This is a genomic window from Nocardia sp. NPDC003999 (assembly GCF_053604885.1).
Map to the genome: position 1 here is coordinate 55,609 of NZ_JBSGIB010000027.1, position 23,661 is coordinate 79,269.

At 66.0% G+C, this 23,661-nt stretch carries 21 protein-coding genes; 12 read left to right on the forward strand and 9 right to left on the reverse strand.

What is annotated here, in order from left to right; genetic code table 11:
• The first annotated feature begins 61 nt into the window (after positions 1–61).
• A complete protein-coding gene (locus tag ACWESM_RS32930) occupies positions 62–1,189 on the forward strand; it encodes an NADH:flavin oxidoreductase (RefSeq protein ID WP_364433790.1) in 1,128 nt (375 codons plus the stop codon).
• A 212-nt stretch (positions 1,190–1,401) separates the two neighbouring features.
• Positions 1,402–2,058 carry a TetR/AcrR family transcriptional regulator gene (locus ACWESM_RS32935; protein ID WP_355074313.1) on the forward strand — a complete coding sequence of 219 codons (657 nt, stop codon included), beginning with the start codon at positions 1,402–1,404 and terminating at the stop codon, positions 2,056–2,058.
• A gap of 14 nt (positions 2,059–2,072) precedes the next feature.
• Here the strand turns inward: ACWESM_RS32935 and ACWESM_RS32940 are convergent, their stop codons facing one another.
• Together ACWESM_RS32940 and ACWESM_RS32945 are read right to left on the reverse strand one after the other, a co-directional pair.
• Positions 2,073–2,348: a hypothetical protein gene (locus ACWESM_RS32940; protein WP_452495095.1), complete on the reverse strand. Its 276-nt coding sequence runs from the start codon at positions 2,346–2,348 to the stop codon at positions 2,073–2,075.
• A complete protein-coding gene (locus tag ACWESM_RS32945) occupies positions 2,345–3,790 on the reverse strand; it encodes an MDR family MFS transporter (protein WP_452495097.1) in 1,446 nt (481 codons plus the stop codon). Before ACWESM_RS32945 ends, ACWESM_RS32940 begins: the two co-directional genes overlap by 4 nt.
• Positions 3,791–3,887: 97 nt before the next feature.
• Between ACWESM_RS32945 and ACWESM_RS32950 the strand changes: the two genes are divergently transcribed.
• The 3 genes from ACWESM_RS32950 to ACWESM_RS32960 all read left to right on the forward strand — a co-directional run bounded on the left by ACWESM_RS32950 (position 3,888) and on the right by ACWESM_RS32960 (position 7,075).
• Positions 3,888–4,556, forward strand: a complete 669-nt coding sequence (locus tag ACWESM_RS32950; RefSeq protein ID WP_379253465.1) for a TetR/AcrR family transcriptional regulator — start codon at positions 3,888–3,890, stop codon at positions 4,554–4,556.
• A gap of 270 nt (positions 4,557–4,826) precedes the next feature.
• The gene (locus ACWESM_RS32955; RefSeq protein WP_452495098.1) at positions 4,827–6,353 is read left to right on the forward strand and encodes an amidase; all 1,527 of its coding nucleotides are present in this window, start codon (positions 4,827–4,829) and stop codon (positions 6,351–6,353) included.
• A gap of 335 nt (positions 6,354–6,688) precedes the next feature.
• A complete protein-coding gene (locus ACWESM_RS32960) occupies positions 6,689–7,075 on the forward strand; it encodes an aldo/keto reductase (RefSeq protein WP_364433806.1) in 387 nt (128 codons plus the stop codon).
• Between the two features lie 7 nt (positions 7,076–7,082).
• Here the strand turns inward: ACWESM_RS32960 and ACWESM_RS32965 are convergent, their stop codons facing one another.
• Together ACWESM_RS32965 and ACWESM_RS32970 are read right to left on the reverse strand one after the other, a co-directional pair.
• Positions 7,083–7,445, reverse strand: coding sequence for a DoxX family protein (locus tag ACWESM_RS32965; RefSeq protein WP_364433809.1), 363 nt, complete (start codon positions 7,443–7,445; stop codon positions 7,083–7,085).
• A 59-nt stretch (positions 7,446–7,504) separates the two neighbouring features.
• Positions 7,505–7,987, reverse strand: coding sequence for a cupin domain-containing protein (locus tag ACWESM_RS32970; protein ID WP_452495101.1), 483 nt, complete (start codon positions 7,985–7,987; stop codon positions 7,505–7,507).
• An 80-nt stretch (positions 7,988–8,067) separates the two neighbouring features.
• On the opposite strand from ACWESM_RS32970, the gene ACWESM_RS32975 reads away from it, so the two are divergent.
• Both ACWESM_RS32975 and ACWESM_RS32980 read left to right on the forward strand, forming a co-directional pair.
• Positions 8,068–8,934, forward strand: a complete 867-nt coding sequence (locus ACWESM_RS32975) for a LysR substrate-binding domain-containing protein (protein ID WP_452495103.1) — start codon at positions 8,068–8,070, stop codon at positions 8,932–8,934.
• A 695-nt stretch (positions 8,935–9,629) separates the two neighbouring features.
• The gene (locus ACWESM_RS32980) at positions 9,630–10,577 is read left to right on the forward strand and encodes an alpha/beta fold hydrolase (RefSeq protein ID WP_452495105.1); all 948 of its coding nucleotides are present in this window, start codon (positions 9,630–9,632) and stop codon (positions 10,575–10,577) included.
• Positions 10,578–10,668: 91 nt separating this feature from the next.
• On the opposite strand, the gene ACWESM_RS32985 is transcribed toward ACWESM_RS32980, so the two are convergent.
• Entirely contained in the window at positions 10,669–11,694 is a 1,026-nt protein-coding gene (locus tag ACWESM_RS32985) for a DMT family transporter (protein WP_452495107.1), read from the reverse strand.
• 158 nt (positions 11,695–11,852) lie between these two features.
• Here ACWESM_RS32985 and ACWESM_RS32990 point away from each other — a divergent pair, with 158 nt between their 5' ends.
• Entirely contained in the window at positions 11,853–12,305 is a 453-nt protein-coding gene (locus tag ACWESM_RS32990) for an Lrp/AsnC family transcriptional regulator (protein ID WP_357883269.1), read from the forward strand.
• Between the two features lie 135 nt (positions 12,306–12,440).
• On the opposite strand, the gene ACWESM_RS32995 is transcribed toward ACWESM_RS32990, so the two are convergent.
• A complete protein-coding gene (locus ACWESM_RS32995) occupies positions 12,441–13,679 on the reverse strand; it encodes an MFS transporter (protein WP_452495109.1) in 1,239 nt (412 codons plus the stop codon).
• Positions 13,672–15,462: an HEXXH motif domain-containing protein gene (locus tag ACWESM_RS33000; protein WP_452495111.1), complete on the reverse strand. Its 1,791-nt coding sequence runs from the start codon at positions 15,460–15,462 to the stop codon at positions 13,672–13,674. Before ACWESM_RS33000 ends, ACWESM_RS32995 begins: the two co-directional genes overlap by 8 nt.
• Positions 15,463–16,929: 1,467 nt before the next feature.
• Here ACWESM_RS33000 and ACWESM_RS33005 point away from each other — a divergent pair.
• The 4 genes from ACWESM_RS33005 to ACWESM_RS33020 all read left to right on the forward strand — a co-directional run bounded on the left by ACWESM_RS33005 (position 16,930) and on the right by ACWESM_RS33020 (position 21,456).
• Positions 16,930–17,082, forward strand: coding sequence for a hypothetical protein (locus ACWESM_RS33005; protein WP_354957206.1), 153 nt, complete (start codon positions 16,930–16,932; stop codon positions 17,080–17,082).
• A 67-nt stretch (positions 17,083–17,149) separates the two neighbouring features.
• The gene (locus ACWESM_RS33010; RefSeq protein WP_355074332.1) at positions 17,150–18,388 is read left to right on the forward strand and encodes an FxsB family cyclophane-forming radical SAM/SPASM peptide maturase; all 1,239 of its coding nucleotides are present in this window, start codon (positions 17,150–17,152) and stop codon (positions 18,386–18,388) included.
• Positions 18,389–18,404: 16 nt separating this feature from the next.
• Positions 18,405–20,198 carry an HEXXH motif domain-containing protein gene (locus ACWESM_RS33015; RefSeq protein ID WP_364433831.1) on the forward strand — a complete coding sequence of 598 codons (1,794 nt, stop codon included), beginning with the start codon at positions 18,405–18,407 and terminating at the stop codon, positions 20,196–20,198.
• Between the two features lie 91 nt (positions 20,199–20,289).
• Entirely contained in the window at positions 20,290–21,456 is a 1,167-nt protein-coding gene (locus tag ACWESM_RS33020; RefSeq protein ID WP_452495114.1) for an FxsB family cyclophane-forming radical SAM/SPASM peptide maturase, read from the forward strand.
• Positions 21,457–21,557: 101 nt separating this feature from the next.
• On the opposite strand, the gene ACWESM_RS33025 is transcribed toward ACWESM_RS33020, so the two are convergent.
• Together ACWESM_RS33025 and ACWESM_RS33030 are read right to left on the reverse strand one after the other, a co-directional pair.
• Positions 21,558–21,953 (reverse strand): transposase, encoded by a 396-nt coding sequence (locus ACWESM_RS33025; protein ID WP_452495129.1) that lies wholly within the window; start codon positions 21,951–21,953, stop codon positions 21,558–21,560.
• Between the two features lie 38 nt (positions 21,954–21,991).
• Positions 21,992–23,581: an MFS transporter gene (locus tag ACWESM_RS33030; protein ID WP_355074338.1), complete on the reverse strand. Its 1,590-nt coding sequence runs from the start codon at positions 23,579–23,581 to the stop codon at positions 21,992–21,994.
• Between the last annotated feature and the right edge of the window lie 80 nt (positions 23,582–23,661).

The following is a 23,661-nucleotide window of genomic DNA, read 5'->3' on the forward strand; positions in this document are numbered from 1 at the left end:
GCGTGTGTGGCCATTGCTTGAAGTTCTCAACCATCGAAGTCGTACCAACGAGGAGTACCCAGTGATCGTCACCGCGTCCGACGCCTCGCGCACAGCCGAGATCCTCTCGCGGCCCGTCGCGCTGAACGGCCTGACCGTCCCGAACCGCATCGTGATGGCGCCGATGACGCGCATGTTCTCCCCCGGCGGCGTTCCCGGTGACGATGTGCGGTCGTACTACGCCCGCCGGGCCGCCGCCGGCGTGGGCATGATCGTCACCGAGGGCACCTACGTCGGCCACGAGTCCGCTGGGCAGAGTGACCGTGTGCCGCGCTTCCACGGTGAAGAGCAGTTGGCGGGGTGGGCGAAGGTCGCCGAGGACGTTCACGCGGCAGGCGGCACCATCGTGCCGCAGCTGTGGCACATCGGCATGGTCCGCAACCAGGGGGACGCGCCCTACCCCGATGCGCCCGCCGTCGGCCCCTCCGGTATTCGCGTCGACGGCACCGAGGGTCTCGGTAAGGCGATGACCCAGGGTGACCTGGACGACGTCATCGGCGCCTTCGCCGAGGCCGCGGCGGACGCCGAGCGCATCGGCTTCGACGGCGTCGAACTGCACGGCGCTCACGGTTATCTCCTCGACCAGTTCCTGTGGGCGCGAACGAACCGCCGTGATGATGCCTACGGCGGCGGCATCGCGGCCCGGACAAAGTTCGCCGCCGAGATCGTGGCCGCTGTTCGTGCGGCCGTCTCGCCCGGCTTCCCCGTGATCTTCCGTTACTCGCAGTGGAAGCAGGAGGCCTACGATGCACGGCTCGCCGAGACGCCGCAGGAGCTGGAAGCGATCCTGGCTCCGCTCGCCGCAGCCGGCGTAGACGCCTTCCACGCCTCCACCCGTCGCTACTGGCTCCCGGAGTTCGACGGCTCGGACCTGAACCTGGCAGGCTGGACCAAGAAGCTCACCGGCAAGCCCACCATCACCGTCGGCTCGGTCGGCCTGGACGGTGACTTCCTCCGTGCCTTCACCGGCGAGGGCGCCGAACTCGGCAGCCTCGACAACCTCCTCGATCGCCTGGAGCGCGAAGAATTCGACTTGGTCGCCGTCGGTCGCGCCCTGCTCCAGGACCCGGAGTGGGCGTCCAAGGTCCTGGCAGGGCGGATCGACGAGCTGAAGCCGTACGACGCGGCGGCACTGAAGACGCTGAGGTAAGCGAGTTTCAGCAGGCCGTCGTCGTCGATCCGAGCGAAACGGCGGATCGAGCGCACCGTGGGCATCCATAGCGAGCCACGCCGGGCGAGCGCATCCAGGACACCCGGCGTTCGGCGCATGGACCACCGCCGGGAGGCCGTCACCACTGTAATCGTATCTGATGGAGCCATCAGATACGATTACGGTGACATTCGCCGATGGAAGAGGGATCCATGTCCGCCGACCCCGTGGTGCGAAATCGCATCGACCGCCGCCGGGAACGCACCCGCAACGCACTGCTGGGCGCGGCACGGAAGTTCCTGGCGGAAGGACGTTCGGCGGTGAGCATCCAAGAGATCACCGACGCCGCCGACGTGGGATTCGGCTCGTTCTACAACCACTTCACCTCCAAAGAAGAGCTGTTCGACGAAGCCGTCCGCTCGGTGTTGCAGGTCTACAGCGAGATGCGCGACGAGATCGTGAAGCTGTACGACGACCCGGCCGAGGTATTCGCGGTGAGTTTCCGGATGACCGGCCGTCTCCAGCGGCAGGCGCCGGAGATAGTGCGGGTGCTGCTGAATTCCGGCATGCCGGTGCTGCTTCGGGACGAGGGCCTGGCCCCGCGTGCCCGCCGCGACATCATCGCCGCCCAGGAGGCGGGCCGGTTCGAGCCGATGGACCCGGACATGGCCGTCATGGCCGCAGGCGGCGCGCTGCTGGGCCTGCTGCAACTCCTGGACGCCCAACCCGGGGCCGATGCGGGCGCGCTGACCGACGAGATGACCTTCCATGTGCTGCGCATGTTCGGCATGAACAAGCGTTCGGCGCAGAAGCTCGTCTCCCACCCCCTGCCCCCGCAGCCGCAGCCGCAGCTAGTGCCCGATCCATAGTTCCGGTGGCATCGTCATGCACGGAGTGGCGCAGGTCTATCCGCGACCTCGTCGAGGCGGCGCCCGTCCTCGAGGCGATCGTTGGGCAACAGACGCCCTGCCGAGCCGCGCCATAGCAGTAGAGCGGCCATCAGCGCCGAGCGGCGCAGTGGTGGTGTCTCGCCGCTGGACATCACACTTGCGAGGCCGGGCAGTCGATGTATCCGTGGTGCGATGATGCCGCGCAGCCGGTTGCCGAGCTCGCCACCGTCGGTCATCACCACCCCGGTGAGCTTTGCCAATCGGATCATGGCTCGTTGCCGAGAGAGTCACCGGCCGCGTCGAGGCGTCCGCCCCGTGCGGCCAACGCGGCCGCGGGAATAATGGCGACCAGCGCGGCTCCCAGCACCCAGGTGAAAGTGGTCGCGAACGCCCCCGCCTGCTCCGAGTGCTGGATCCCGCTGTCTCTCAGCCCCTGCTGCAGGATCACCACGAACACGGCCGTGCCGATGGATCCGCCGATGCGCTGCATGATATTGAGCTGAGGTGTGGCATCCGCCATCTGAGCCGGGCCGAGGTTGCGCAGCGCCACCGTCATGGCAGGTGTCGCGGCCAGTCCGATGCCGAGGCCACGCACGATCATCGCGGCGGCCAGCAGCCAGTACGGCGTGTCGCAGGCAACGAACAGGAACGGCACCGTGGCGACGACACCGATCACCGCACCGATCACGCTGGTGAGCCCGCCGAGCCGCTCGACCATGGGTGCCGACAGCCCCATGGCTACGGCCGCGCCCAGCCCTTGCGGGGCCAGCAGCATTCCGGTGTGCGCGGCATCCTGATCTCGGATCACCTGAAAATACAGAGGCAGCAGCACCATCGCCCCGAAGGTCACCGCGCCCAGCACCAGCGTCGTGACCGCACCCGCACGGAACAGCGGATCCCGCCACAGCCGCAGATCGAGAACAGGATGCGCGGATCGCGTCGCGTGCACGACGAAAAGGCCGATGACGGCGACGCCGGCCAGGACCGGAACCAGCACCTGCGGATCGGTCACATTCCGGACTCCGGCGCGAGCCGATCCGAAAGTGACGCCCACTGTTCCGAGTGAAATCATCACCAGTCCAACGACATCCAACGGACCCGCGGCTTCGGTCGGCTCGTCGGGCTGGAGCAGTCGCCACGCCAGCACCAGGCCCAGCACGCCGAATGGCACGTTGATCAGGAAGATCCACTGCCAGCCCGCGTATTGCAACAACAGTCCGCCGATGGTCGGCCCGATGACGGGTGTGAGCACCATCGGCAGTCCCGCCGCCACCATGGCTCGCGCCATGCCGCGCTGCCCAGCGCTGGTGATCAGGATCAACTGCCCGACGGGAATCATCAGCCCCGCGCCGAATCCCTGCGCGACGCGGGCGACGATCAGGGTACCCACGGAGTCCGCGAGTCCGCAGGCGATCGAGGCGACGGTGAACAGGCCGAGCGTGCTCATATAGAGCCGCTTGGGCCCGATCTTGCGGGCAGCCCAGCCGCTGGCGGGCAGCACCGCCACCTGCACCAGGAGATAAGCCGTGACGACCCACTGGATGGCGTCCAGCGACGCGTTCAGGGCCGTAGCCAGGGAGTGCAGAGCGACATTGACGATCGTGGCGTCGAGGAAGGCGAGCACCGCGCCGACCAATACGACGACCACGGCCCGACGTGCCTGCGGGCTCAGCCCGGTGGTCACGCCGTCGGAAACGTTGGAAGCAGTCACCTTCGCAGTGTCATCCACACGGGAAACTCTGTCAACCAATTGGATGACAATGCATCCGACTGGTTGAACCAGTCACCCGAACCGGTAACCTGTTCGCATGGCCCGCAGCACGGATCCGACGCCCGAAGGCCCGGCCCGCCGTCCGCGCCGCGCCCCCAGCGCGGACGAGCGCCGCCGCGACGCGGAGCGCTCCCGTCAGGCTCTGCTCGATGCGGCCCTGGATGAGTTCTCCGCAAAGGGCTTCGACGGTGCGCGGGTCCAGGACATCGCCGCTCGCGCGGGGGTGAACAAACAGCTCATCGCCTACTACTTCGGCGGCAAGGAAAACCTCTATCAAGAGATTCAACGGCACTGGCCGGAGGCCGAGGCCGAGCGTGCCGATCCGGCACTCCCCCTCGACGAGACCGCCGCCCGTTACCTCACCGCCGCGCTGGCGGACCCACGCCCGGCCCGCCTGGTCATCTGGCGCGGGTTGACCGGTGGCGGCACCGAATCCGACTACATCGACGACGCCACGGTCATCGACACCGATCTGGCCAACCTCCGCCGAGCAAAGGAGCGCGGCCAGATAGCCCCGGAGCTGGATCCCGCGTTCGTCCGCATGGCCGTCATGAGCATGGTTTTGGCGCCCCTGATGCTCCCCGAGGCCGCCCTGCGAGCCACCGGAAAGACTCCCGGCTCACCGGAATTCGAGGAGTACTATCGCACTCAACTCCGCGCCCTTATCCGCCGCCTCGGCACGGCCGAATCACCGGAAGGGGCCTGATCCGGGCTCTTCCTGGGCGCGGCGGCGCTCGGGCCAATCTCGGTATCGGTGTTTTCCGGCGGTTTCTCTCAGTCGGTTTGTGCGTTAAGCCAGAGGTCGGCGGAAGTGATTACGAACGCGTTGACCGCGGATGAGCATATGAGACATATATCCCGTTGCCCGGCGCGGCATTCTTATGCCCCGCGCTCATGGAGTTGGCCCGCTGCCGACGCTGTGACCTGGGGTGGAATGTCCGGCGATGGCAGAACGAGCGCATGACTTCACCGGTGCATGGTGTCCGCTCGACTTTCCATTGCGCGAAGCGGCATTTTATGTCCTCTCCGGCAGGCCAATACCGTCGGATTCATGGATTGGAGTTTTCAGTCGGCGGAAGAACTCGCGGCCGCCTTGCATGCCGGTGAAGTGACATCGGTGGAACTGACCGACGAGGCGATCGCGCGTATCGAGCGCGACGACAAGGCGATCAACGCGATCTGCGTACCGGATTTCGATAATGCGCGGGCCGCCGCACGCGCTGCCGACCAGGCGCGCGCCCGCGGCGAGGATCGGCCGCTGCTCGGTATTCCGGTGACGGTCAAGGAGTCCTACGACATCGCCGGACTGCCCACGACCTGGGGCATGCCGCAGTACAAGGATTATGTGCCTGCCGAGGACGCGGTACAGGTGTCGCGGCTGAAGGCCGCCGGCGCGGTGCTGCTCGGAAAGACCAATGTGCCGTTGACGCTGCGAGATATCCAAAGCTTCAACGAGATCTACGGAACCACCAACAACCCGTGGGACCACAGCCGCACCTCGGGTGGGTCGTCCGGCGGTTCCGCGGCGGCCCTGGCGTCCGGATTCGGCGCGCTGTCCATCGGCTCCGACCTCGCCGGTTCGCTGCGCACCCCCGCGCATTTCTGCGGCATCTACGCGCACAAGCCGACACTCGGACTGGTGGCGTCCCGCGGTATGGTCGCACCGCCGGCGCCGGCATTGCCGGTCGATCTCGACCTTGCTGTTGTCGGTCCGATGGCGCGCACCGCCCGCGACCTCACGCTCCTGCTCGACGTGATGGCCGGACCGGACCCGCTGACCTACGGCGTCGCCTACGACGTCGCACTGCCGCCCGCGCGCCACGAACGGCTGGCCGACTTCCGTGTCCTGATCATCGAGGAACATCCGCTCATTCCGACCGGATCGGCGGTGCGGGCGGGCGTGAACCGGGTCGCCGAGGCCCTCGTCGACGAGGGCGCCCGCGTCGAACGGCACAGCCCGCTGCTGCCTGATCCGATCGAAGCGGCGACGCTCTATATGCAGCTGATGCTGTCGAACGCCGCCGCGGGTCTTCCCCTCGACGTGTACCGACAGCTGCGGACCCAAGCCGCCGCACTGAGCGCGGACGACCGGAGCCTCGATGCGGCGCGGCTGCGCGGCATGGTGCTCAGCCACCGCGACTGGGTCGAGGCGAACAACCGTCGCGAACTCCACCGCCACGGCTGGCGGCAACTGTTCGCCGAGTTCGATGCCGTGGTGTGCCCCATCACGCCTACTCCCGCGTTCCCGCACGACCACGACGGAGGTCTGGAGGACCGGCACATCGACATCGACGGCGTCGAGTACCCGTACTTCGACCAGCTCGTCTGGGCCGGTATGGCCACCATGCCCGGCCTGCCCGCCACCGCCATACCCGCGGGCCGCTCACCCGAGGGCCTGCCGGTGGGAGTGCAGCTCATCGGTCCGATGTTCGAGGACCGCACCCCGCTGCGGCTGGCCGAGCTCCTCGAGCAGAAGATCGGCGGCTTCCAGGCACCGAAGTGAGGTGCACTACCGGGTGCCGGTCGAGCGGATGACGAACAAACAGTGTGAGGCGAAACCAAGTACGGGGGTTCGCACTTTCGACTCCTCGGGCCATCCGGTTCACACCGGCATGGCCCCCGCGCGTCCCGCGCGAGACATAGTGAATCAGCGGGTATAGGAACTTCGCGCGGGCCGGTCGAGTTCGTACCCCGGATTCCCGGCCGGGTGAACCGCGACGGATCAGAGCGGCCCGGGCTGAGGAGAGTGGCGGGTGGGCTCTTCTGCCCGAGATTGCGTAGCTGCCCAGCTGGCGAGGAGTTTGAGCCGGTCTTCGGGTGCGGCGGCCGGGTTCGGCGGTGTACGTGATCAGGTTCGAACAAGGGGCGCTGACCGGCAGGTACGGCCCGGCCCACCCGTTGCCGGAGGGCAGCAGCCGGGCGGCCGTGTACAACGGCATCCTCCCCCAGCTGCAGCCGCTGACGGACCGGATGGGGGCGATCGGCGAGGACCGAGGCGCGTCCGCCGCCGACGTCGCCACCGCCTGGGCCATCGCCAAGGGGACCACCCCGATCATCGGGGTCACGAAGGCGGATTACATCGACGGGTTGGTCCGAGCTCACGGCATCGAACTCGCCGACGAGGAGATCGCGGAGCTGGAGGCGCTGGCGGACGCTGCGGACGTCGACACGCGCGGCAGCTGGGAACACGACATGTCGGGCGGTGCGAAGCCGACTCCGAGATAATCTCGCATCACACCCAGATGGTTGCGAGCCAAACGGTCACGGCTGCCATGAGAAGAAGGGTGATGTTGAGGGCGACTTTGTGGTCCACGCCGGTCAGATGGACCGGGATCGCACCGAGTTGCAGGAGTACGAACCCGATGGCCGCGGCGACGGCGAGCCCAGGCGTCAGACCGGTCAGAGGTGGAAGGATCAGCCCGAGTGCGCCGAGTACTTCGAGTGCGCCGACGGTCCGGATCACGGACAGTGGTATGTGGTCCACCCAGGACATCATGGGCCGGAGTTGATCCCGGCTTCGGGTGATCTTCAGTCCGCCTGCGTAGAGGTAGAAGAGGGCGAGCAGACCGGCAGTGATCCAGAATGCGATGTTCACGATTCCATCCAGAGGTGTCATGTGCGGGCCGAGGCGAAAGCGCCCCGGCCCGCTGGGGTTCAGGCGAAGTCGGTGGCGGGCTCGGTGGCGTAGCGGCTCATCACCTCGATGTTCACCTGCGGTGTCAGTCCCCGGCTGTCGGCGACCATGTCCTGGAGGTCGCGGAAGTACTGCACGTACAGGTCGGGGGTGAAGGTGCTGAGCATGACGGCTGGTCGATCGGTGATGTTGGCGAAGGTGTGCGGGGTGCCGGGTGGGACCATCACCAGCGTGCCCGCTGTCACGTCGTAGTCGGTGTTGCCAACGGTGAACCGCAGCATGCCGGAGATGATGTAGAACCCTTCGTCGTGCTGGGCGTGCCGGTGCTGCGGTGGTCCGGGCGTGTGTGGGGGAATGATGGATTCGGCGAGACCGAGGCGGTGCGCGGTGTTGCTGCCGTCCTCGAGGACGCGCATTCGCGTGGCGCCCAGGATGATCAGCTCTCCCTCGCCCGGGCCCACCACCGAAACGGTTGTGCCGGAGTTGTTTTTGTCGTCTGACATGTTTCGATTGCACCGCCGAGTTGTCGTGGGCGTCCAAGACCTGTTCTGCGATACCGATACCGGACGGGTATCGTGCCAGCGTGGAGCTGCGTACGCTGCGCTACTTCGTAGCTGTTGCCGAGGAACGCCATTTCGGTCGCGCCGCCGCCCGGCTGCACATGAGCCAGCCGCCCCTGAGCCGCGCCATCCGGCAATTGGAGTCGGAAGTCGGTGCGCCCCTGTTCGACAGGTCGCCCACCGGTGTCGGCCTCACCCGGGTCGGGATGGTGCTGCTCGACGAGGCGCGCGCCCTGCTCGATCAGGCCGAGCGCGCCACCGTGCGGGTCGCCGCCGCGGCCGGAACCGCGAACCTCACCGTCGGCATCCTGGGCGACGGCACCGACCCCGGTGTCACCAGGCTTGCCGCGGCCTACCGCCACAAGCATCCCGAGGTCGACATCCGCATCCGCGACACCGATCTCACCGACCCCACCTGCGGACTGCGGGCGGGCCTGGTCGACGTCGCAGTGACCCGGGCCCCGTTCGACGACACCGCCCTGACCGTGCATGAACTGCGTGCCGACCCGGTCGGGGCCGTCTTGCGCGCCGACGATCCACTGGCCCGCCGCGACCACCTGACGCTGGCCGACTTGGCCGGCCGCCACTGGTTCCAGTTCCCCGACGGCACCGATCCCACCTGGCAGACCTATTGGAACGGGGGCCGGACACGCGAAGGTCCGGTAGTGCGGGTCGTTCAGGAATGTGTGCAGGCCGTGCTCTGGAACGGCACCGTCGGCATATCCCCGCTCGGGCACAGTGTGCCAGAGGGACTGGGCACGGTCCCACTGATCGACATGGCACCGAGCAGAGTGGTGGTTGCCTGGAATGAAGGTGACGCCAACCCCCTGATCCGATCGCTCGTGCAGATAGCCACGATCGCATACCTCGATCCCCCGCCTCGGCAGTGAAGGCGACCCGGTCCACGAGCCGGATGGAAAGCTCGGCGCGAGACGCACTCAATCGGCTACTCGAGCGGATGTCCTGCGCCACAGCCGATCACCGAGTCAATCGATCGACCGGCGGCATCTCAGTGCGTTCGACGGGGTGCGCCGTCGTTTTCCGAACTCGGGCGTAAAGACTCACCCGTGGGATCAGGGGACTTGTCAATACGGCGCGCACCCAGCCCAGGCAATCTGGGACGCTGTCCTGGCGCGGCCGCGCCGCGCAGCCCATAACCGGCCGAATGTTGCAGAACGTGGCGCATCGAATGTGAGAAGCAGCGCGACGAAATTGCCCTTGCCTCGCAGGTGTCGCACCGGAATACGCCGGCCGACTCGGATTGTCGCCGCCGACGCGGTGCATCGGTGACGATCTCGTGGTCGCCGCTTCGCCTCTTGGCAGATGACAGCTGTGAATCCTTTCGGGCCCCCGGCATCTCCTATGCGCGGGGACGACCATTCAGACCCGAAGAGGCAGTGGACGTGTGTCCGAACAGCACGCCTACGCCCATCACAGCACATCCACTCAGTCCATCCCGCAACGGCGAGGAGCCCGCATGTCCGCCCACCATCCACTGCAGCCAACTCCGGCAACACCCGGCAGCGGGCCGATGCCCCACCGTGGGCGACCCCTCTCGCGATGCTCGGTGCCCGCCTCGGCCGTCGTGGCCGCACTGGCAACCAGCATGCTGCTGGTCGCGCCCACCGCCGCTGACGCCGCCCCTACGGCCCGCCCGCCTGCCCATACCGACATCGAGTCGACAACGGCCGATCACTTCGACCGGTCGCCGTCGCTGACGGCACCCACCCACGTCGTCACCGTCGCGGGGCTGCCGATCGCCTACCGCAGCTTCGGACATGGACCGGCCTTGTTGCTGACCCCATGTCTCGGACTCAGCATGGACGACTGGGATCCGGCACTGCTCGACCGCCTCGCCATGACCAATCACGTCGTCATCTTCGACTCCGACGGCGTGGGACGAACCCCGGCCGGCTCTTCGGCCATCTCGACTGTCCCTCAGCTCTCCGATCAGGCGTCAGCCCTGATCCAGGCGCTCCACCTGGGCCGCCCCACCGTGGTGGGCTTCTCCCTCGGAGGATTCGTCGCGCAACGCATGGCCGTGGACCATCCCGATGACGTCGGCGCCCTGGTCCTGATGGGCACCGGCCCCGGCGGAACACAGCAGGTGCTGCCCGATCTGCCCAGTCTGGTCCGAGGCCTGCCCGCGTTCGACCCGCTTGCGCCCGCCGACCAGGTCATTCCACTGTATTTCAGCGGCCACCCCGACGCTCTGTCAGCGTGGCGTCGACGAACAGGCTTGCGCCTCAACAGGATCGGGACGAACCTCACCGGCCTCAACCGTCAACGCGCCGCGATGACCGACTGGCTCATCAACCCCGCCACCAACGTCATCAGCAGCTTGCCGGCCCTGCAGCTGCCCACCCTCATCTTGGGCGCGGAGAACGACGAGCAAGAACCCGCCGCCAACTCCATCGTGCTACATCGCTACATCAACGGTTCGGAATTGCTGATCTACCCCGGGCTCGGTCACGCGTTCCCCTTCGAAGCACCAGAGCGCGTTGCCGAGGACATCGCTCGGTTCACTCGGTAGCTCGGCGTCGAGGTCCGACGGCGCAGGGAGCCATGGACATTCGGGCACAGTCGACCGAGCAGGACGCGATCGTGATCTTGAAGCCCACTCCCTACCGATTCAGGCGCATCCTCTCGTCGATCACTGACGGGGCCGAATCCGACGACGATTCGACCGCAACCCTGCAGGACGAACTCGTTCGCACGCACTCGGTGGCCGGGTCGGTTCGGGGAACTGCGACTTTCCCGGCGGGCGAGCGGTGCTCGACCGATCCGAGTGTCACCCCGGCGATGATGATGACCCCACCGAAGACTTGCGCCGGCCGGACCGTCTCCGCATTGATCACCACGGCACCGAGCACACCGAACACCGGCACCAGGTTGAGGATGTTCACCGCGACGCTCGAGGCCATCCGGCGCAGGCCGTAGTTGTAGAGCAGGAAGGCGCCGACGGAACATGCGACGGCCAGATACACGAGCAGCGCCGAGGCCGTGGCGTCGGGTACCCGCCAATGCTTCAACTCCGGTAGCGAGGCGAACAGGAAGCCGGCGGCGCCGGCCATGGTCTGGTAGTAGGTGAGGGTCACCGCGTCCTGCCCGTGCCCCGCATACTTGCCCAGCATGTTGTACCCGGCCCACACCAGTCCGCCGAGCAACAGCAGAATGTCGCCTGACCAGCGACCGCTGCCTCCAACATCCGCCCCGTTGTGAACGACGAGGAAAGCCCCCAGGGTAGCCAGCAGCACACCGCCGACCCGGAGCGGCGGCATTCTGCTCCGAAAGACCACCAGCTCCAAAAGCATGGTCATCAATGGGTAGGTGGCCACGATCAACGAGGCGTCGGAGCCGGTCGACAGCTCGACGCCGATGTTCTCCAGCACGAAGTAGGCCGTAATGCCCAGCAACCCACTGAGGTAGATCAGCCGCCGCCGACGGGCATCCGGTCTGACGGCCGGGTTGCGGCGCAAGAACATGATGATCCCGAGCAGTACCGCGGCGAGCGTGAAACGGATGGCCCCGATGCTCAGCGGGCCGACGTCCGTCAGCACCAGTTTGGTTACCGCGTACGAGCTGCTCCACAACAGCGCGGCCATTACGACCGAACAGATCGCCAAGACTTCGGCCTGCCGCTCATCCACTTCCCGTGCTCCTTACCGTCCAAAAACTTCTGATCTCTGTTCGTCCGCTTCATCGGAGGCGAATTATGAACGGGGATATGGCAATCAAGGTAGCAATCAGCCGGGCAGCCTGGCAGTATGTCCGAATTAGATTCGGAGCTTTACCAGAGAGACGGAATATGGATGAACTAGATTCGGCGTTACTTCGGCTTCTGCAGTTGGACGGTCGGCGCACCAACCGGGACATGGCCCAGGAGTTGGGCATCGCACCCTCGACCTGCTTGGAGCGGATTCGCTCCCTCCGTGAGCGCGGCGTGCTGCTGGGATACCACGCCGAGGTAGACCTCCCGTCGCTCGGCCGGGGGCTGCAGGCGATCATCGCCGTACGGATACGACCGCCTACACGTGCGGTCATCGAACAGTTCCAAGCCTTCGTAACGCGAATGCCCGAGGTGATCGAAATCTTCACGCTGACAGGCACCGACGACTTCCTCCTTCATGTGGCCGTTCGCGACACCGACCATCTGCACTCGGTGGTCTTGGACAAGCTGACCGAGCGAAAGGAACTCGCAGACGTACGCACCTCAGTGGTCTACGGACACCTACGGAAGAACGTCATCGAGCCGATTTGAAGCCTCCCGCTCGCCCCTCGCTGGTCGGCGGCGCGGTCGGCTCGGCGAGAAATCGAGAGCAGACAGCAGAATCTCATCATGGATCGCGCTGCCCGAGCGGCACTGCTGCCCCACTGGGACGAGCAGGCTCGCGCCTCAGGAATCGGGTGATGTCAGCGCAAGCGGTAGATCGCGAGACCGGGTGGTGCGAGTACTTGCGTATACGGCGAGTGTGAACATGGCCGTGAGTGCCAACCATCGCGTGGCGACGGCGCCAACTGTGGACAACAGATAGCCCGCCCCGAGCGCGCCGAGCGCGACCGCGCCGTCGCAGAACAGTGCCATCGTCGCGACCGCGCGACCGAGGGTCTGTTCGGGGATCACATCGAGCCGGGATATCGTCAACGCGACGTTGCTGACGACCCCCACGCCGCCGATGCCACACCAACACGCGGCCAGCACAAACGGATCGGCGCTGAGCGCCATTGGAACGAGCAGCGCCGTCCATGCCCACAGCGCGCCCCGATAGACATTCCGAGGAGGGAAGCGAGTGGTGAGCCGTGCTGCCGCGGCGGCGCCCAGTACTCCGCCGACGCCCGCGGCGCCGAGCACCACGCCGACGGTCCACGCGGGACCGCCGCCGTTCTTCAGTTCCACCAATATCAGCAGCAAGACGAGCTGAATGACGATATTCGACAGTCCGATCATCGCCGTCGACGTCCGCAAGAAAGGTTCGGCCCAAACGACATGGAAGCCGTCGGCGATCGTACGCCGGACCGAATGACGCTCGGGCTCGGCGGCTTTCTGCGGTGCTGTCGAGTCCGGACGGATCAGCAACAGTGCGACGAGGCAGTAGAGATACGACACGGCGTCGGCGATGAACGGCAGCCAGCGGGCCACGCCGTAGACCGCCGCACCTGCTGCTCGTCCGACCAGGATGGCGATCGGTTGCTCGGCCTCGAGGAACGAGAACGCGGCGGGTCGCTGTGCGTGTGACACCACGTCGCGGATCGCGCCCAGCTCACTGAGGCCGACGAAGACGTAGACACTGCCCTCGATGAACGCCGTGACACCGACTATCAGCGCGAGGCTCGAGAGCTCGGCAGCGACCGCCTCGGCAGCCAGGCAGGCCGCGATCAACCCGGTGATCTGGCATATCACCAGGGTCCGGATCCGGTTGGAATAGTCCGCGACGATGCCTGCAGGGATCTGGAAGATCAGACTCGGCAGGTTCAACGCGAAACCGACCCATCCCGCCGCGGCGGGCGAGCCGGTCACCGCGAGAACCAGCATCGGATAGGCGATTCGGACGCCGTGGAAGCCCACCAGCGATGTCGCGTTTCCGGACCACAGCAGCAGGAAGTTCCGGTTGGCGTGGATTCCCGATCTACCCATGAGTGCGCGGATACCTCGACAACCACCGCACCAGCTCGACGATCTCGACACCTTCGGCATCCGCCAGCAGTACCTGGCACAGGTGGGCGGCGACCTCGGCCCTGTCATCGAGAACGCTGAAGTCATCGTCCGGGTGGAGCTTCGGCAACGCCAGCGCCAAGCCCGCCCACAACTGTGGCCGGAGCGGGTCGACGCGCACTTCCTCGGTGTACAGCGCGACCGCCGCAGCCATGTCACCCGCCAGATAGGCCCGGTCGCCGCGCGGCTGCTCGGGGATCGACAGAGCTTCGGCCGCGGCGTGGTCCAGCAGCTTCAGCTGCGCTGGAAGGTGCAGGCGGCGATGATCGTTCGGCACGGTGCTCTGGTCCACCTGATCCGCGGGCGGCAGGCCGTCGGGCCGTGGCGCCCGCGCGATCCAGCGCACGGCCAGCTCGGCGATGCCGGCGACGTCCGGTGTCAGGTTCCGCACCTGCCAAAACGTCCGATGCGCTATCGCCACCTCGGACGCGGCGACCCTGACCGCCGTGGGCACGTCCTCCTCTCCCCACGGGCGCATTTCAGCGCTGAGCGCGTTCAGGAATTGCGAACCCGCCTCCGTGAGCAGACTCGAGGTCGATGCCTGCGCCACGGCACCTTCCACCTGTAGACGCCACAATTCGAAATCGACATTCGCTTCCATCGATCGGTGGCAGTCGGCGTGACGATGTATTCGCCAGAAGTCGGTGACTCCGAAGAATGCGTAGATCCCGTGCAGCAGGCCCATGATCGGACGCGGGTCGTCGCGCCACGGCGCGTAGAAGCGGCACACCGAGTCGGGATCGAACAGCACGATCTGATCGGTCAGCAGCGTGAACTTCGTGTGCTGGACCTCATGGATCAGCGTGAGCGCCAGCTGGCATGGGTCCGCGGGGGCCGTGGTGTAGACGCAGCCGACTCCGTTGAATGCGGTGTGGCTCGTGCTCGCCGCGAGTGGTTGTGCACTCAGCGGCGCCAAAGACTGCAAGCAACTGCGCATCGGCACGAGGTACCGGTCGAAGTCTCGGCGCAGTAGTTCCCAGGCCGCCGCGAAATCCTGTTGCCATGTGCCAGCTTGGGCGGTCGTGAGCCGGGGTGGCTGCTGACCGTCCAGCAAGTATCGGAACGGGTCCAGGTCGTCGAGGAACACCTCCCGTTCCGCATCCGCCCCCCGCAATCGCCGCAGCGGCAGCCAGGCGGGATCGGACTCGTCATCCTGGGACGGAACCAGAACTGTGCTGGTTCCCCGGGTGAAGCGCAGCGCGCCGTCCCGTGTCCAGTGCAGTTCGCAGTGCCCGTTGTCCTCGGCAGGGCCGAGCTCGGCCCTGCCGATCCCGGGCAACATCACCACGCCGTTCCGCACTACGAGGTTGATGGAACCTCCGGGCAAACAGGCGATGGAGCCTGCCGCGGCGAGCCAGCCCAGGTAGCCACAGTCGGCCCACAGTGGGGTCGGCGCGTCGTCGGGCTCGGCATGGAGGCGCTGCAGGACCTGGGCGAGCCACGGGCCGACGTGCGGGTACGACAACAGCGTAGCGACCTCGGCCGGATGGGATCGTTGCAATTCGGCCAGCGTCTGGTAGGCAAGGGAAAGTCCTGCGGCGTCGGCAATTTCCGGCCGCGACGTGGTTTCGGCGATGAGAGTGCGCAGCAGGATCAGCCGCATCAACAGCGCGCCTTCGGTCAGCGTCGCGATAGCAGGCTCGGTTCCGTATCCGGAACTCGAGCTGGCCGTGACATCGTCGATCCCGGTGACTGTCGTTGGCATATGGGTGTCCCGTCGCTAGGTGTCAATGGCAGAGTCGAAGTCCGTACCGACACGAGATCACGGCAAATCGAATGGGCGTGAGTCCAGCGAATTCCGATGTCGGATGTCCGCCGAGCAGAAGATCGATGATGTCACCGAAGAATCGCACGCCGGTTTCCAAGGTAGCCGGGTCGCATCCAATCCCGCCGCGGACCAGAAGGGTTGCTCCCGGAAATGTCCTATCGATACAGGCAACGGCGCCATCTCTTGCTCCGTCCACCTGCGTGAACGACCACGGGTAGCATTGCACCAGACCACCCGTGGTCAATCTCTATATCGCGGGACTACTTACCATCAACTGCGCCGCTCCTGTCGGGCGGGTACGGCAAGATGCTCCACGAGATACCTCCTTCTTTCACTCCCGTGTACGGACAGTGAAATTGCCGATCGCGCAGTCGGATAATCGACCGTTCTGGGAGATTACCTTCGCTGGACGACATGCCATCGGCCCCGTTGGCTGAAGTCTATTGCAAGCCAATGGGATTCCTGACAATCGAAACTCCCATGGTTGGGAATCGGGAGTATCCGGAGAGCATCGGCGAACGCGGCACGGCAGCGAGTGCCCTGATCCAAGGGAAGGGATCCGGCTGCGGCACGGTGACCGGTGCGATCAAGGATATGGGTGGGGTCTACCAGGACATTCGCACGAGCAGTTGGTCGCGCATAGACGCCCGCATATGGCGGACCCGAACCGGGCGTGGCGAAGGCGCTGGACATCGCGGCGAGTGCGACCGTGACGGCCAAGGTCGCGGAGTTGGCAGACCTTGCCCGCCATGGCGGCGAGTTACGTCACTGTGACGGCCGCGTCGGTTGCTATTTCGGTGTTATCGGCGACTTTCGGAGCCGCCTTGGCCACGGTGACACGAAAGTTGTGCAGCGCCATGGAGCAGACCGCGACCTTCGAGGTGGAAAGGGCGGATTTGGTTGCGCGAGATGATCGGGGGCGCACTCGCGGACTTGGCCCCACAGAATTGACGGCTACCCATCAACCTGCACACCGTGCCGCTGCGCGGGCATTCGGCAGGAATTGCCGCCAGTTGGCGAATTGTCCGTAATGGGCGGTATGCGACTTTCTGTCGAACTGGGCCGGTTCACGCTTGCACGCATCTTTGCAGCGAAGCGGGTTCGAGTTGAAAGCGACATCAAGAGCTGACCCAACGGCCCCCTGCAAATCTGAGCTCCATACGACCTCGCACTCGCCCATCACCGTGAATAGCTGTTGCGCGAGTGCGAGATGTCCTTCCCAACAACGGGGACAGGCGTGAGCGATCGTACGTTCCGCGCGATTAAGATCATTCTCGGGACGACAACCGTCGCCCATTGATAGATATCCCGTTTCACTTGTCGGCATTGTCGAACCGATCAATTCTTGCAACGCCTGGCAATTTGCCGCGCCGTTACGGGAATACAGAAAAGGAGGTCCCGTAAATGGGAAGACTCGATGAACTCGCGGCGCTCAACACGGAAGAGCTGGCCACCCACTGCACTCCGGCCATGCGAGCCGCCCTCGAGCGCTACGCCAAGGGTTCGCAGGACAGGGCCCCCGGCGGATTCAAGTCGTTCATCAACCCCACCAAGTGATCACGCGGCCACGGGCGACTCGGTAGCAGCGCGCCCGTGGCCGTTCCCGCAGCTCGAGGGAGCGAATATGGAGTCCGGCCCGGTGCCGTTGGGCGTACCCGTGGTGCAAACGTCCTGGCCCGCAATTGGATTGGATGTCGAAGGACTGCGCCGCCGTGGCTGGGAGCCGCTGCCGTTCACGGAATTCGTTGTCAAGATCCACAGCCGTTGCAACCTGGCCTGCGACTACTGCTACGTCTACGAGATGGCCGATCAGAGCTGGCGCGATCAACCGAAGACCATGAGCCGCAGGGTTTTCGACGAGGCCCTTCAGATGATCGCCGATCATGCTCGCCGCTTCCAGCTGCCCGCGGTGGATCTTGTGTTCCACGGTGGCGAACCGCTGCTGGTCGGACATCGCGATCTCGAATACTTCGCCCGGTCGGCGCGCGAATCACTGGAGCCGATCACCGAGGTGCGGCTGGGCGTGCAGACCAATGGCGTGCTGCTCGACCTGGAGTTCTTGCGCATCTGCGCGCGCTGGAATGTTCGCGTAGGAGTCAGCCTCGACGGCGACGAGAGCGGTAACGACAGGCATCGCCGGGATCGGCGGGGCGCCGGGAGCTACACGCGCGTCGCGGCCGGGATCACGCAACTGACTGCGGACGAGAACCGGCACCTGTTCGCCGGCCTGCTCTGCACCATCGATGTGGCCAACGACCCGGTGCGGACCTACGAAGCGTTGCTGGCCTGTCGACCCCCGGCGGTCGATTTTCTGCTTCCGCACGGCACTTGGACGACGCCACCACCGGCGCGGACCGCCGACCACACCGCTACCCCCTACGCCGACTGGCTCATTTCGGTGTTCGATCGCTGGTTCCGGGCTCCGGAGCTGGAGACCCGGGTCAGGATCTTCGACGACATCATCGACCTGCTGCTGGGCGGCTCCGTGACATCCGAATTACTCGGGCTGGCCCCCATACAGCTGGCCGTGATCGAAACCGACGGCACTCTGGAGCAGGTCGACGAGTTGAAGTCGGCCTTCGCTGGGGCCACCAAGTTGCGCACCGCGAACGTGGGCAATCCGCTCGACCTCGCACTGCTGGAACCCGCGATCGTCGCTCGTCAGATCGGCGCGGATGCCCTGAGTGAAACCTGCCGGGCATGTTCGATCCACAGCGTCTGCGGCGGCGGGCACTACGTGCACCGGTATCGCGCCGATAACGGCTTCCGCAATCCCTCCGTGTATTGCGCGGACCTGACGAAGCTGATCCACCACATCGGAGCGCGGGTCCGCACCGACCTCGCCGCCGCCGCAGATCACTGACGACAGGAGTGCAACCATGTCCGCCCCGACCATCGGTATCGACCATGCAGCGGCCGAGCTGTTCACCGGTTACGGCACGGAGGCAGCCGTCGTCCGGATGACTTCGGACATGCTGACCATACGACTCGTGCTACTACGCGCGCTCATCACCGAAGTCACCGCTCACCACCCGAAAATCGACGACGCCGCCGGCCTTTCCGATGCCTATCGGGTCCTGACCGAGCTGGAGGAGTCACATCCTGGCGCGGTCGAGGCACTGCTGGCCTACCCGCACACCGGGGTGTGGCTCGGCCGCGTGCTCCAGCGCTTGCGCAACGGCTCGGACGATCGGGAACCAACTCCGTTGTGGGCCGACTGCGGCTACCTCGGCTGGTTGGCGGCGGCCGCCGTGGTCACCAATCTGCCCAGCGGATCGATGCGGGTTGTCGTACGCAACGGCGAAGTCATGCTGCCCGGGATCGGGATGGCGCGGGTTGGATCCGCGGGCGACTACGGCCACTGCATGCTGAACTGGGGGGATGGCGCGATACGCATCGTCGCTGACGGCAGCGCCCCGATCTCGGTGGCGTCGCCTGCCGACGAGTCCGACCCGGCGTGGCTGCCGCTGCGGCGGTTGCACGGCGGAAACGGCGAACCGGAGGTCGTCCTCGATGATCTCGACCCGTTCCGCGACCTGCCCTCGGGTACGGCACCGCGGCTGACGACCGACGAATTCCGCACTTGGCGAGAGGATTTCGCGCAGGCCTGGCACGTCCTGCAACGAGACTTCCCCGGCTATCTGACGCCGATGCGTGCCTGCCTGCGGCTACTGACGCCGCTCACCGCGCGACCGGTGGCGGCGACCGTCGGCCACACCGCCTTCAGCGGGACCGGCTGTGTGTACACCACAGCCCCGAAGGACTCCTGCGAAATGGCGGTGTCGCTGATTCACGAAATCCAGCACAGCAAACTCGCCATGCTCGCCGATCAGGTGCTGATCGTGGATCCCGACCCGACGTGTCGCTTCTACGCGCCGTGGCGCGATGATCCACGGCCGATCCTCGGTCTGCTGCACGGGATCTACGCCTTCTTCGGGGTCACCGACTTCTGGCGGGTACACCGGCACGCCGATTGCCACCGATCGATGCGTGCGCACATCGAATTCGAGCGCGGGCGTACACAACTGGCGACCGCGATGGAGCAGGCATCCGGTTCTGGCCTGCTGACCGAGAGTGGAGAGGAGTTCCTGAGCGCGCTGACCGCAGGCGTCCGGCCGTGGGCCGACGAGGACGTGCCGGCGGAGGCTCGCGACGCGGTGGCCGAGATTCTGGTGGCACATCGCACTTCTTGGCAGGTGCGCAATCGTACATCCGACGACGCCGAGCTGGCCGAGCTGGCGGAGCTGTGGGTCGCGCGAGCGGAACCTCCCGCGGAACTGCCGTCCATACGGTACGTGGATCAGGAGACGATCCCGGATCGCCACCGCGATCTGCATATTCCGGTACGGCTGAGGATGCACGACCCGGCCGCCGCTTCGAGCGTCGCGCCCGCGGAACTGCCCCGCGGCACTCGCGCCTACCTGGCCGGCGAGCCTGCCGAGGCCGTCGAGTTGTACGCCCTGGATCTGCGCGTCGACCCGCTGCTCCCGCAGCTCTGGGCTGGTCTGGCCTCGAGCCTGCCGGAACTGTTTCCCGACACCGACTTCGGCGTTCTCAACGATCGGGCCGAGGTGGCGGCGCGCCTGTACCAGCGGCTGCTGTCCGACGGCACCGAGACCGACGTCGTCGAGCTGGTGCGGTGGTTGTCCGACCGCCCACGCACCGATATCTGAAACCAGGAATCGAGAGCACACAATGGAACCGACATCGGTGGCACTGGGGCTGCCCACAGTGCGGAAGTCATGGCCCGAGACGGGACTCGACGTGGCCGAATTGCAGCGCAACGGATTCGAGCCGCTTCCGTTTACGGAGTTTCTCCTCAAGATTCACAGTCGATGCAATCTGGCGTGCGATTACTGCTACATCTACGAAATGGCCGACCAGAGTTGGCGGGAGCAGCCGAAGGCGATGCGCCGGGAGGTTTTCGACGACGCGCTGCGAACAATCGCCGATCACGTTCGCAGGTTCGGCCCACCCGCGGTGAGTCTCGTCTTCTTCGGCGGCGAACCGCTCATGGCGGGTCATGCCGATCTCGAGTATTTCGCATCGCAGGCGCGGGCGGCGCTGGAGCCGATTACCGCTGTCAACCTCGCTCTGCAGACCAACGGCGTGCTGCTCGACGACGAGTTCCTGAGGATCTGCGACGACTGGGACATCGGCATCACCGTCAGTCTCGACGGCGATGAGCGCAGTCACGACCGCCATCGCCGAGACCGCCGCGGCGCGGGCAGCTACTCCCGGGTGGCTGCCGCCCTCGAGAAATTGAGGATCGGCGATCGGCGGCATCTGCTCAACGGTCTGCTCTGCGTCATCGACCTCGCAAACGACCCCTTGCAGGCCTACGAAGGATTACTCGCGTTTCAGCCCCCGAAAGTCAATTTCGAGATTCCACTGGGCAATTGGACGACGCCGCCGCCTGGGTTATCCGCAGATCCCGGAGCCACTCCGTATGCGGACTGGCTGATCCCGATCTTCGACCGCTGGTATGGCGCGCCGCAATTGGACACGCGGATCCGAATGTTCGAGAACATCATGGACCTGATACTGGGCGGGACCGTGGAATCAGAGGTATGGGGCCTCGGCCCCACCCGCATAGCGGTGATCGAAACCGACGGAAGTGTAGCGCAGATCGACGACTTGAAGGCGACCTTCTCGGGTGCGACCAAACTGCCTTCCGGCCAACGCAATCCGCTCGACCAGGCGATGCTGGTACCCGAGATCGTGGCGCGCCAGATCGGCGCGGACGCGCTCAGCGACACCTGCCGCGCCTGCTCGATACACACCGTGTGCGGTGGTGGTCACTACGTCACGCGATACCGTGCGGGCGACGGCTTCCGTAATCCCTCGGTGTATTGCGCCGACCTGGCCAAATTGATTCGCCACATCGAATCGCGAATGCGCGCCGACGTCGCCACGGCACTCCACGGGTGACCACTGCCAGGCGCATGGATCATCGTCGGAGGCTGGGTGCGAGCGTCACGCAGACCTTGCCGAACGTCTAAAAACCGCGCCGGTCACACCCACGGATACGCTCATCCGCTGGGTGCGCGACCACGGTCGACCAGGGCCTGCCGCTTCCAGCGGTACAGGGTGGCCTCGGTGACTCCTGGGGCGCGGGCGACGTCGGCAACCCGACGACCTTCATCTGTGACACATCGCGATGCGCTGCTCGTGCCCGACGACAGCCAATCCAACGCGTCGGACCACCCGACCCGACCGAGCCGAAGCGCTGGACGGCACCAACCGGGGCTGGGGTTCGCCGGACACGCTGATCGCCGCACTTCACCGCCACCATCCTGGTCACCGGCACCCGACCTGAGGTCGTTCCACGTCGCCGGATCGGAGATCGACACATGCAATCCCCGACAGCTGTGAGAACCGATTACAGAGACGCCCTCTCCACCGACAGCGCAAGCGTGGGCACGCATCTGCGTGCCCACGCTGTGCGGTTGGAGCGCAGACCGCGTCAGCCGACCGTGATCTCTTCCTTGACCGCACTCGAAGCGGCGACGGACCCCTTCTTGCGCCCGCCGGGCAGCAGTGCGGCGACGGCGAGGGTGCCGACCGCCAGCACGATCGCCGCGATCAGGCTGGTGTGTGACACGGCGTGGGCGAAGGCGGCATCGGCGGCGGACACCAACTGGGCTGCCTGTTGGTGCATCCCGGCTTCGTCGAGCCGCTGGGCCACAACGAGCGCGCCGCCGATGGAGTCCTGTACCGCGCCGGCGGCTTCCGCGGGCATGCGGCCGGTGACGATCGGTGCGATCTCGTCGCCGTAGGCGGTGCCGAGAAGTGAGCCGAGGATCGCGATGCCGAGCGTGCCGCCCAGTTCCACCGAGGTGTCGTTCACCGCGCCACCCACGCCGAGCAGCCGTTCCGGGAAGGCATCCATGATCGTGTCGGTGGCCGGGGAGACACTCAGTCCGATAGCCAGGCCCATCAGCACCAGTGGCCCGGCGAACGCCGAGTAGCCGGACTCGGCGTCGACCTGGGTCAACGCCGCCAAGGCGAGGATGCCGAGCAGCATGCCCGCCACCACCATCGCCCGAAGCCCGAGGCGCGGCGTCAGCACGCCGGTGATCGCCGAGCCGACGAAGACCGCGCCCGCCAGCGGCAGCAGCCGCACGCCGGTGGCGAGGGCGTCGTATCCGAGCACGAACTGCAGATGCTGCGTGACGTAGTAGATCGCGCCGAATGCGGCCAGGAAGAACAGCAGCACAGCGAGATTCGCACCCGCGAACGCGCGATCGCGGAATTTGCGGATATCGAGCATCGGGTTGGGATGCCGCAGTTCCCAGGCGATGAACCCCGCCGCGGCGAAAGCGGCCACCACACCGGCGAGCACCGCGGAGGTGTGCCAGCCGTTGCGCGGACCTTCGATGATCATGTACACCAGCGCCGCGACCGCAACGACCGACAGTGCGCCGCCCATGAGGTCCAATCGCTGTGTCGTGTGCGCCCGCGACGGCGGGACCACTATCAGCGCCGCGACTATCGATATGACCGCGATGGGAACGTTGATCAGGAAGGTCGACGCCCAGCCGTGGTCGGTGAGCAGCCAGCCCGCTACCAACGGACCGACCGCGATCGCGAGGCCGGTGGTAGCGGTCCAGATCGTGATGGCCACGGCGCGTTCCCGCTTCGGGAAGGTCGCCACGAGCAAAGACAACGTCGCGGGCATGATCATCGCCGCCCCGGTCCCCATGATCGCCCGCGCGGCGATCACCCAGTCGGCGCTGTCGACGGTCGAGCCCAGCACCGCGCCGGCCGCGAAGACGGCCAGACCCAGGATCAGCATGCCGCGGCGGCTGTACTTGTCGCCGATCGCACCCATGAGCAGCATCAAGGCGGCATACGGGATGGTGTAGGCGTCGACGACCCACTGCAGGTCCTGGCTGGACAAACCTAGGTCGAGGGTCATATCGGGAGCGGCCACGATCAGCGACGTATTCGTCATGACGCCGATCAGCACGCTCAGGCACAACACGGCGAGCGCGGCCCAGCGGCGGCTGTATACGGCACCCGGTTCCACCGGTGAGGTGACTAGCAGAGACACATCCGTTCCTCTCACTATCTGCACACCATTGTGCATTTGCACATTGCTGTGCAATGTATAGAATTTGCACAACGATGCGC

Coding starts and splice junctions, on each gene's coding strand:
- ACWESM_RS32935 (WP_355074313.1), top strand. CDS start 1,402: ATGTCCGCCGACCCCGTGGTGCGAAATCGCATCGACCGCCGCCGGGAA.
- ACWESM_RS32940 (WP_452495095.1), bottom strand. CDS start 2,348: ATGATCCGATTGGCAAAGCTCACCGGGGTGGTGATGACCGACGGTGGC.
- ACWESM_RS32950 (WP_379253465.1), top strand. CDS start 3,888: ATGGCCCGCAGCACGGATCCGACGCCCGAAGGCCCGGCCCGCCGTCCG.
- ACWESM_RS32955 (WP_452495098.1), top strand. CDS start 4,827: ATGGTGTCCGCTCGACTTTCCATTGCGCGAAGCGGCATTTTATGTCCT.
- ACWESM_RS32970 (WP_452495101.1), bottom strand. CDS start 7,987: ATGTCAGACGACAAAAACAACTCCGGCACAACCGTTTCGGTGGTGGGC.
- ACWESM_RS32990 (WP_357883269.1), top strand. CDS start 11,853: ATGGATGAACTAGATTCGGCGTTACTTCGGCTTCTGCAGTTGGACGGT.
- ACWESM_RS32995 (WP_452495109.1), bottom strand. CDS start 13,679: ATGGGTAGATCGGGAATCCACGCCAACCGGAACTTCCTGCTGCTGTGG.
- ACWESM_RS33000 (WP_452495111.1), bottom strand. CDS start 15,462: ATGCCAACGACAGTCACCGGGATCGACGATGTCACGGCCAGCTCGAGT.
- ACWESM_RS33005 (WP_354957206.1), top strand. CDS start 16,930: ATGGGAAGACTCGATGAACTCGCGGCGCTCAACACGGAAGAGCTGGCC.
- ACWESM_RS33010 (WP_355074332.1), top strand. CDS start 17,150: ATGGAGTCCGGCCCGGTGCCGTTGGGCGTACCCGTGGTGCAAACGTCC.
- ACWESM_RS33015 (WP_364433831.1), top strand. CDS start 18,405: ATGTCCGCCCCGACCATCGGTATCGACCATGCAGCGGCCGAGCTGTTC.
- ACWESM_RS33025 (WP_452495129.1), bottom strand. CDS start 21,953: ATGCGTGCCCACGCTTGCGCTGTCGGTGGAGAGGGCGTCTCTGTAATC.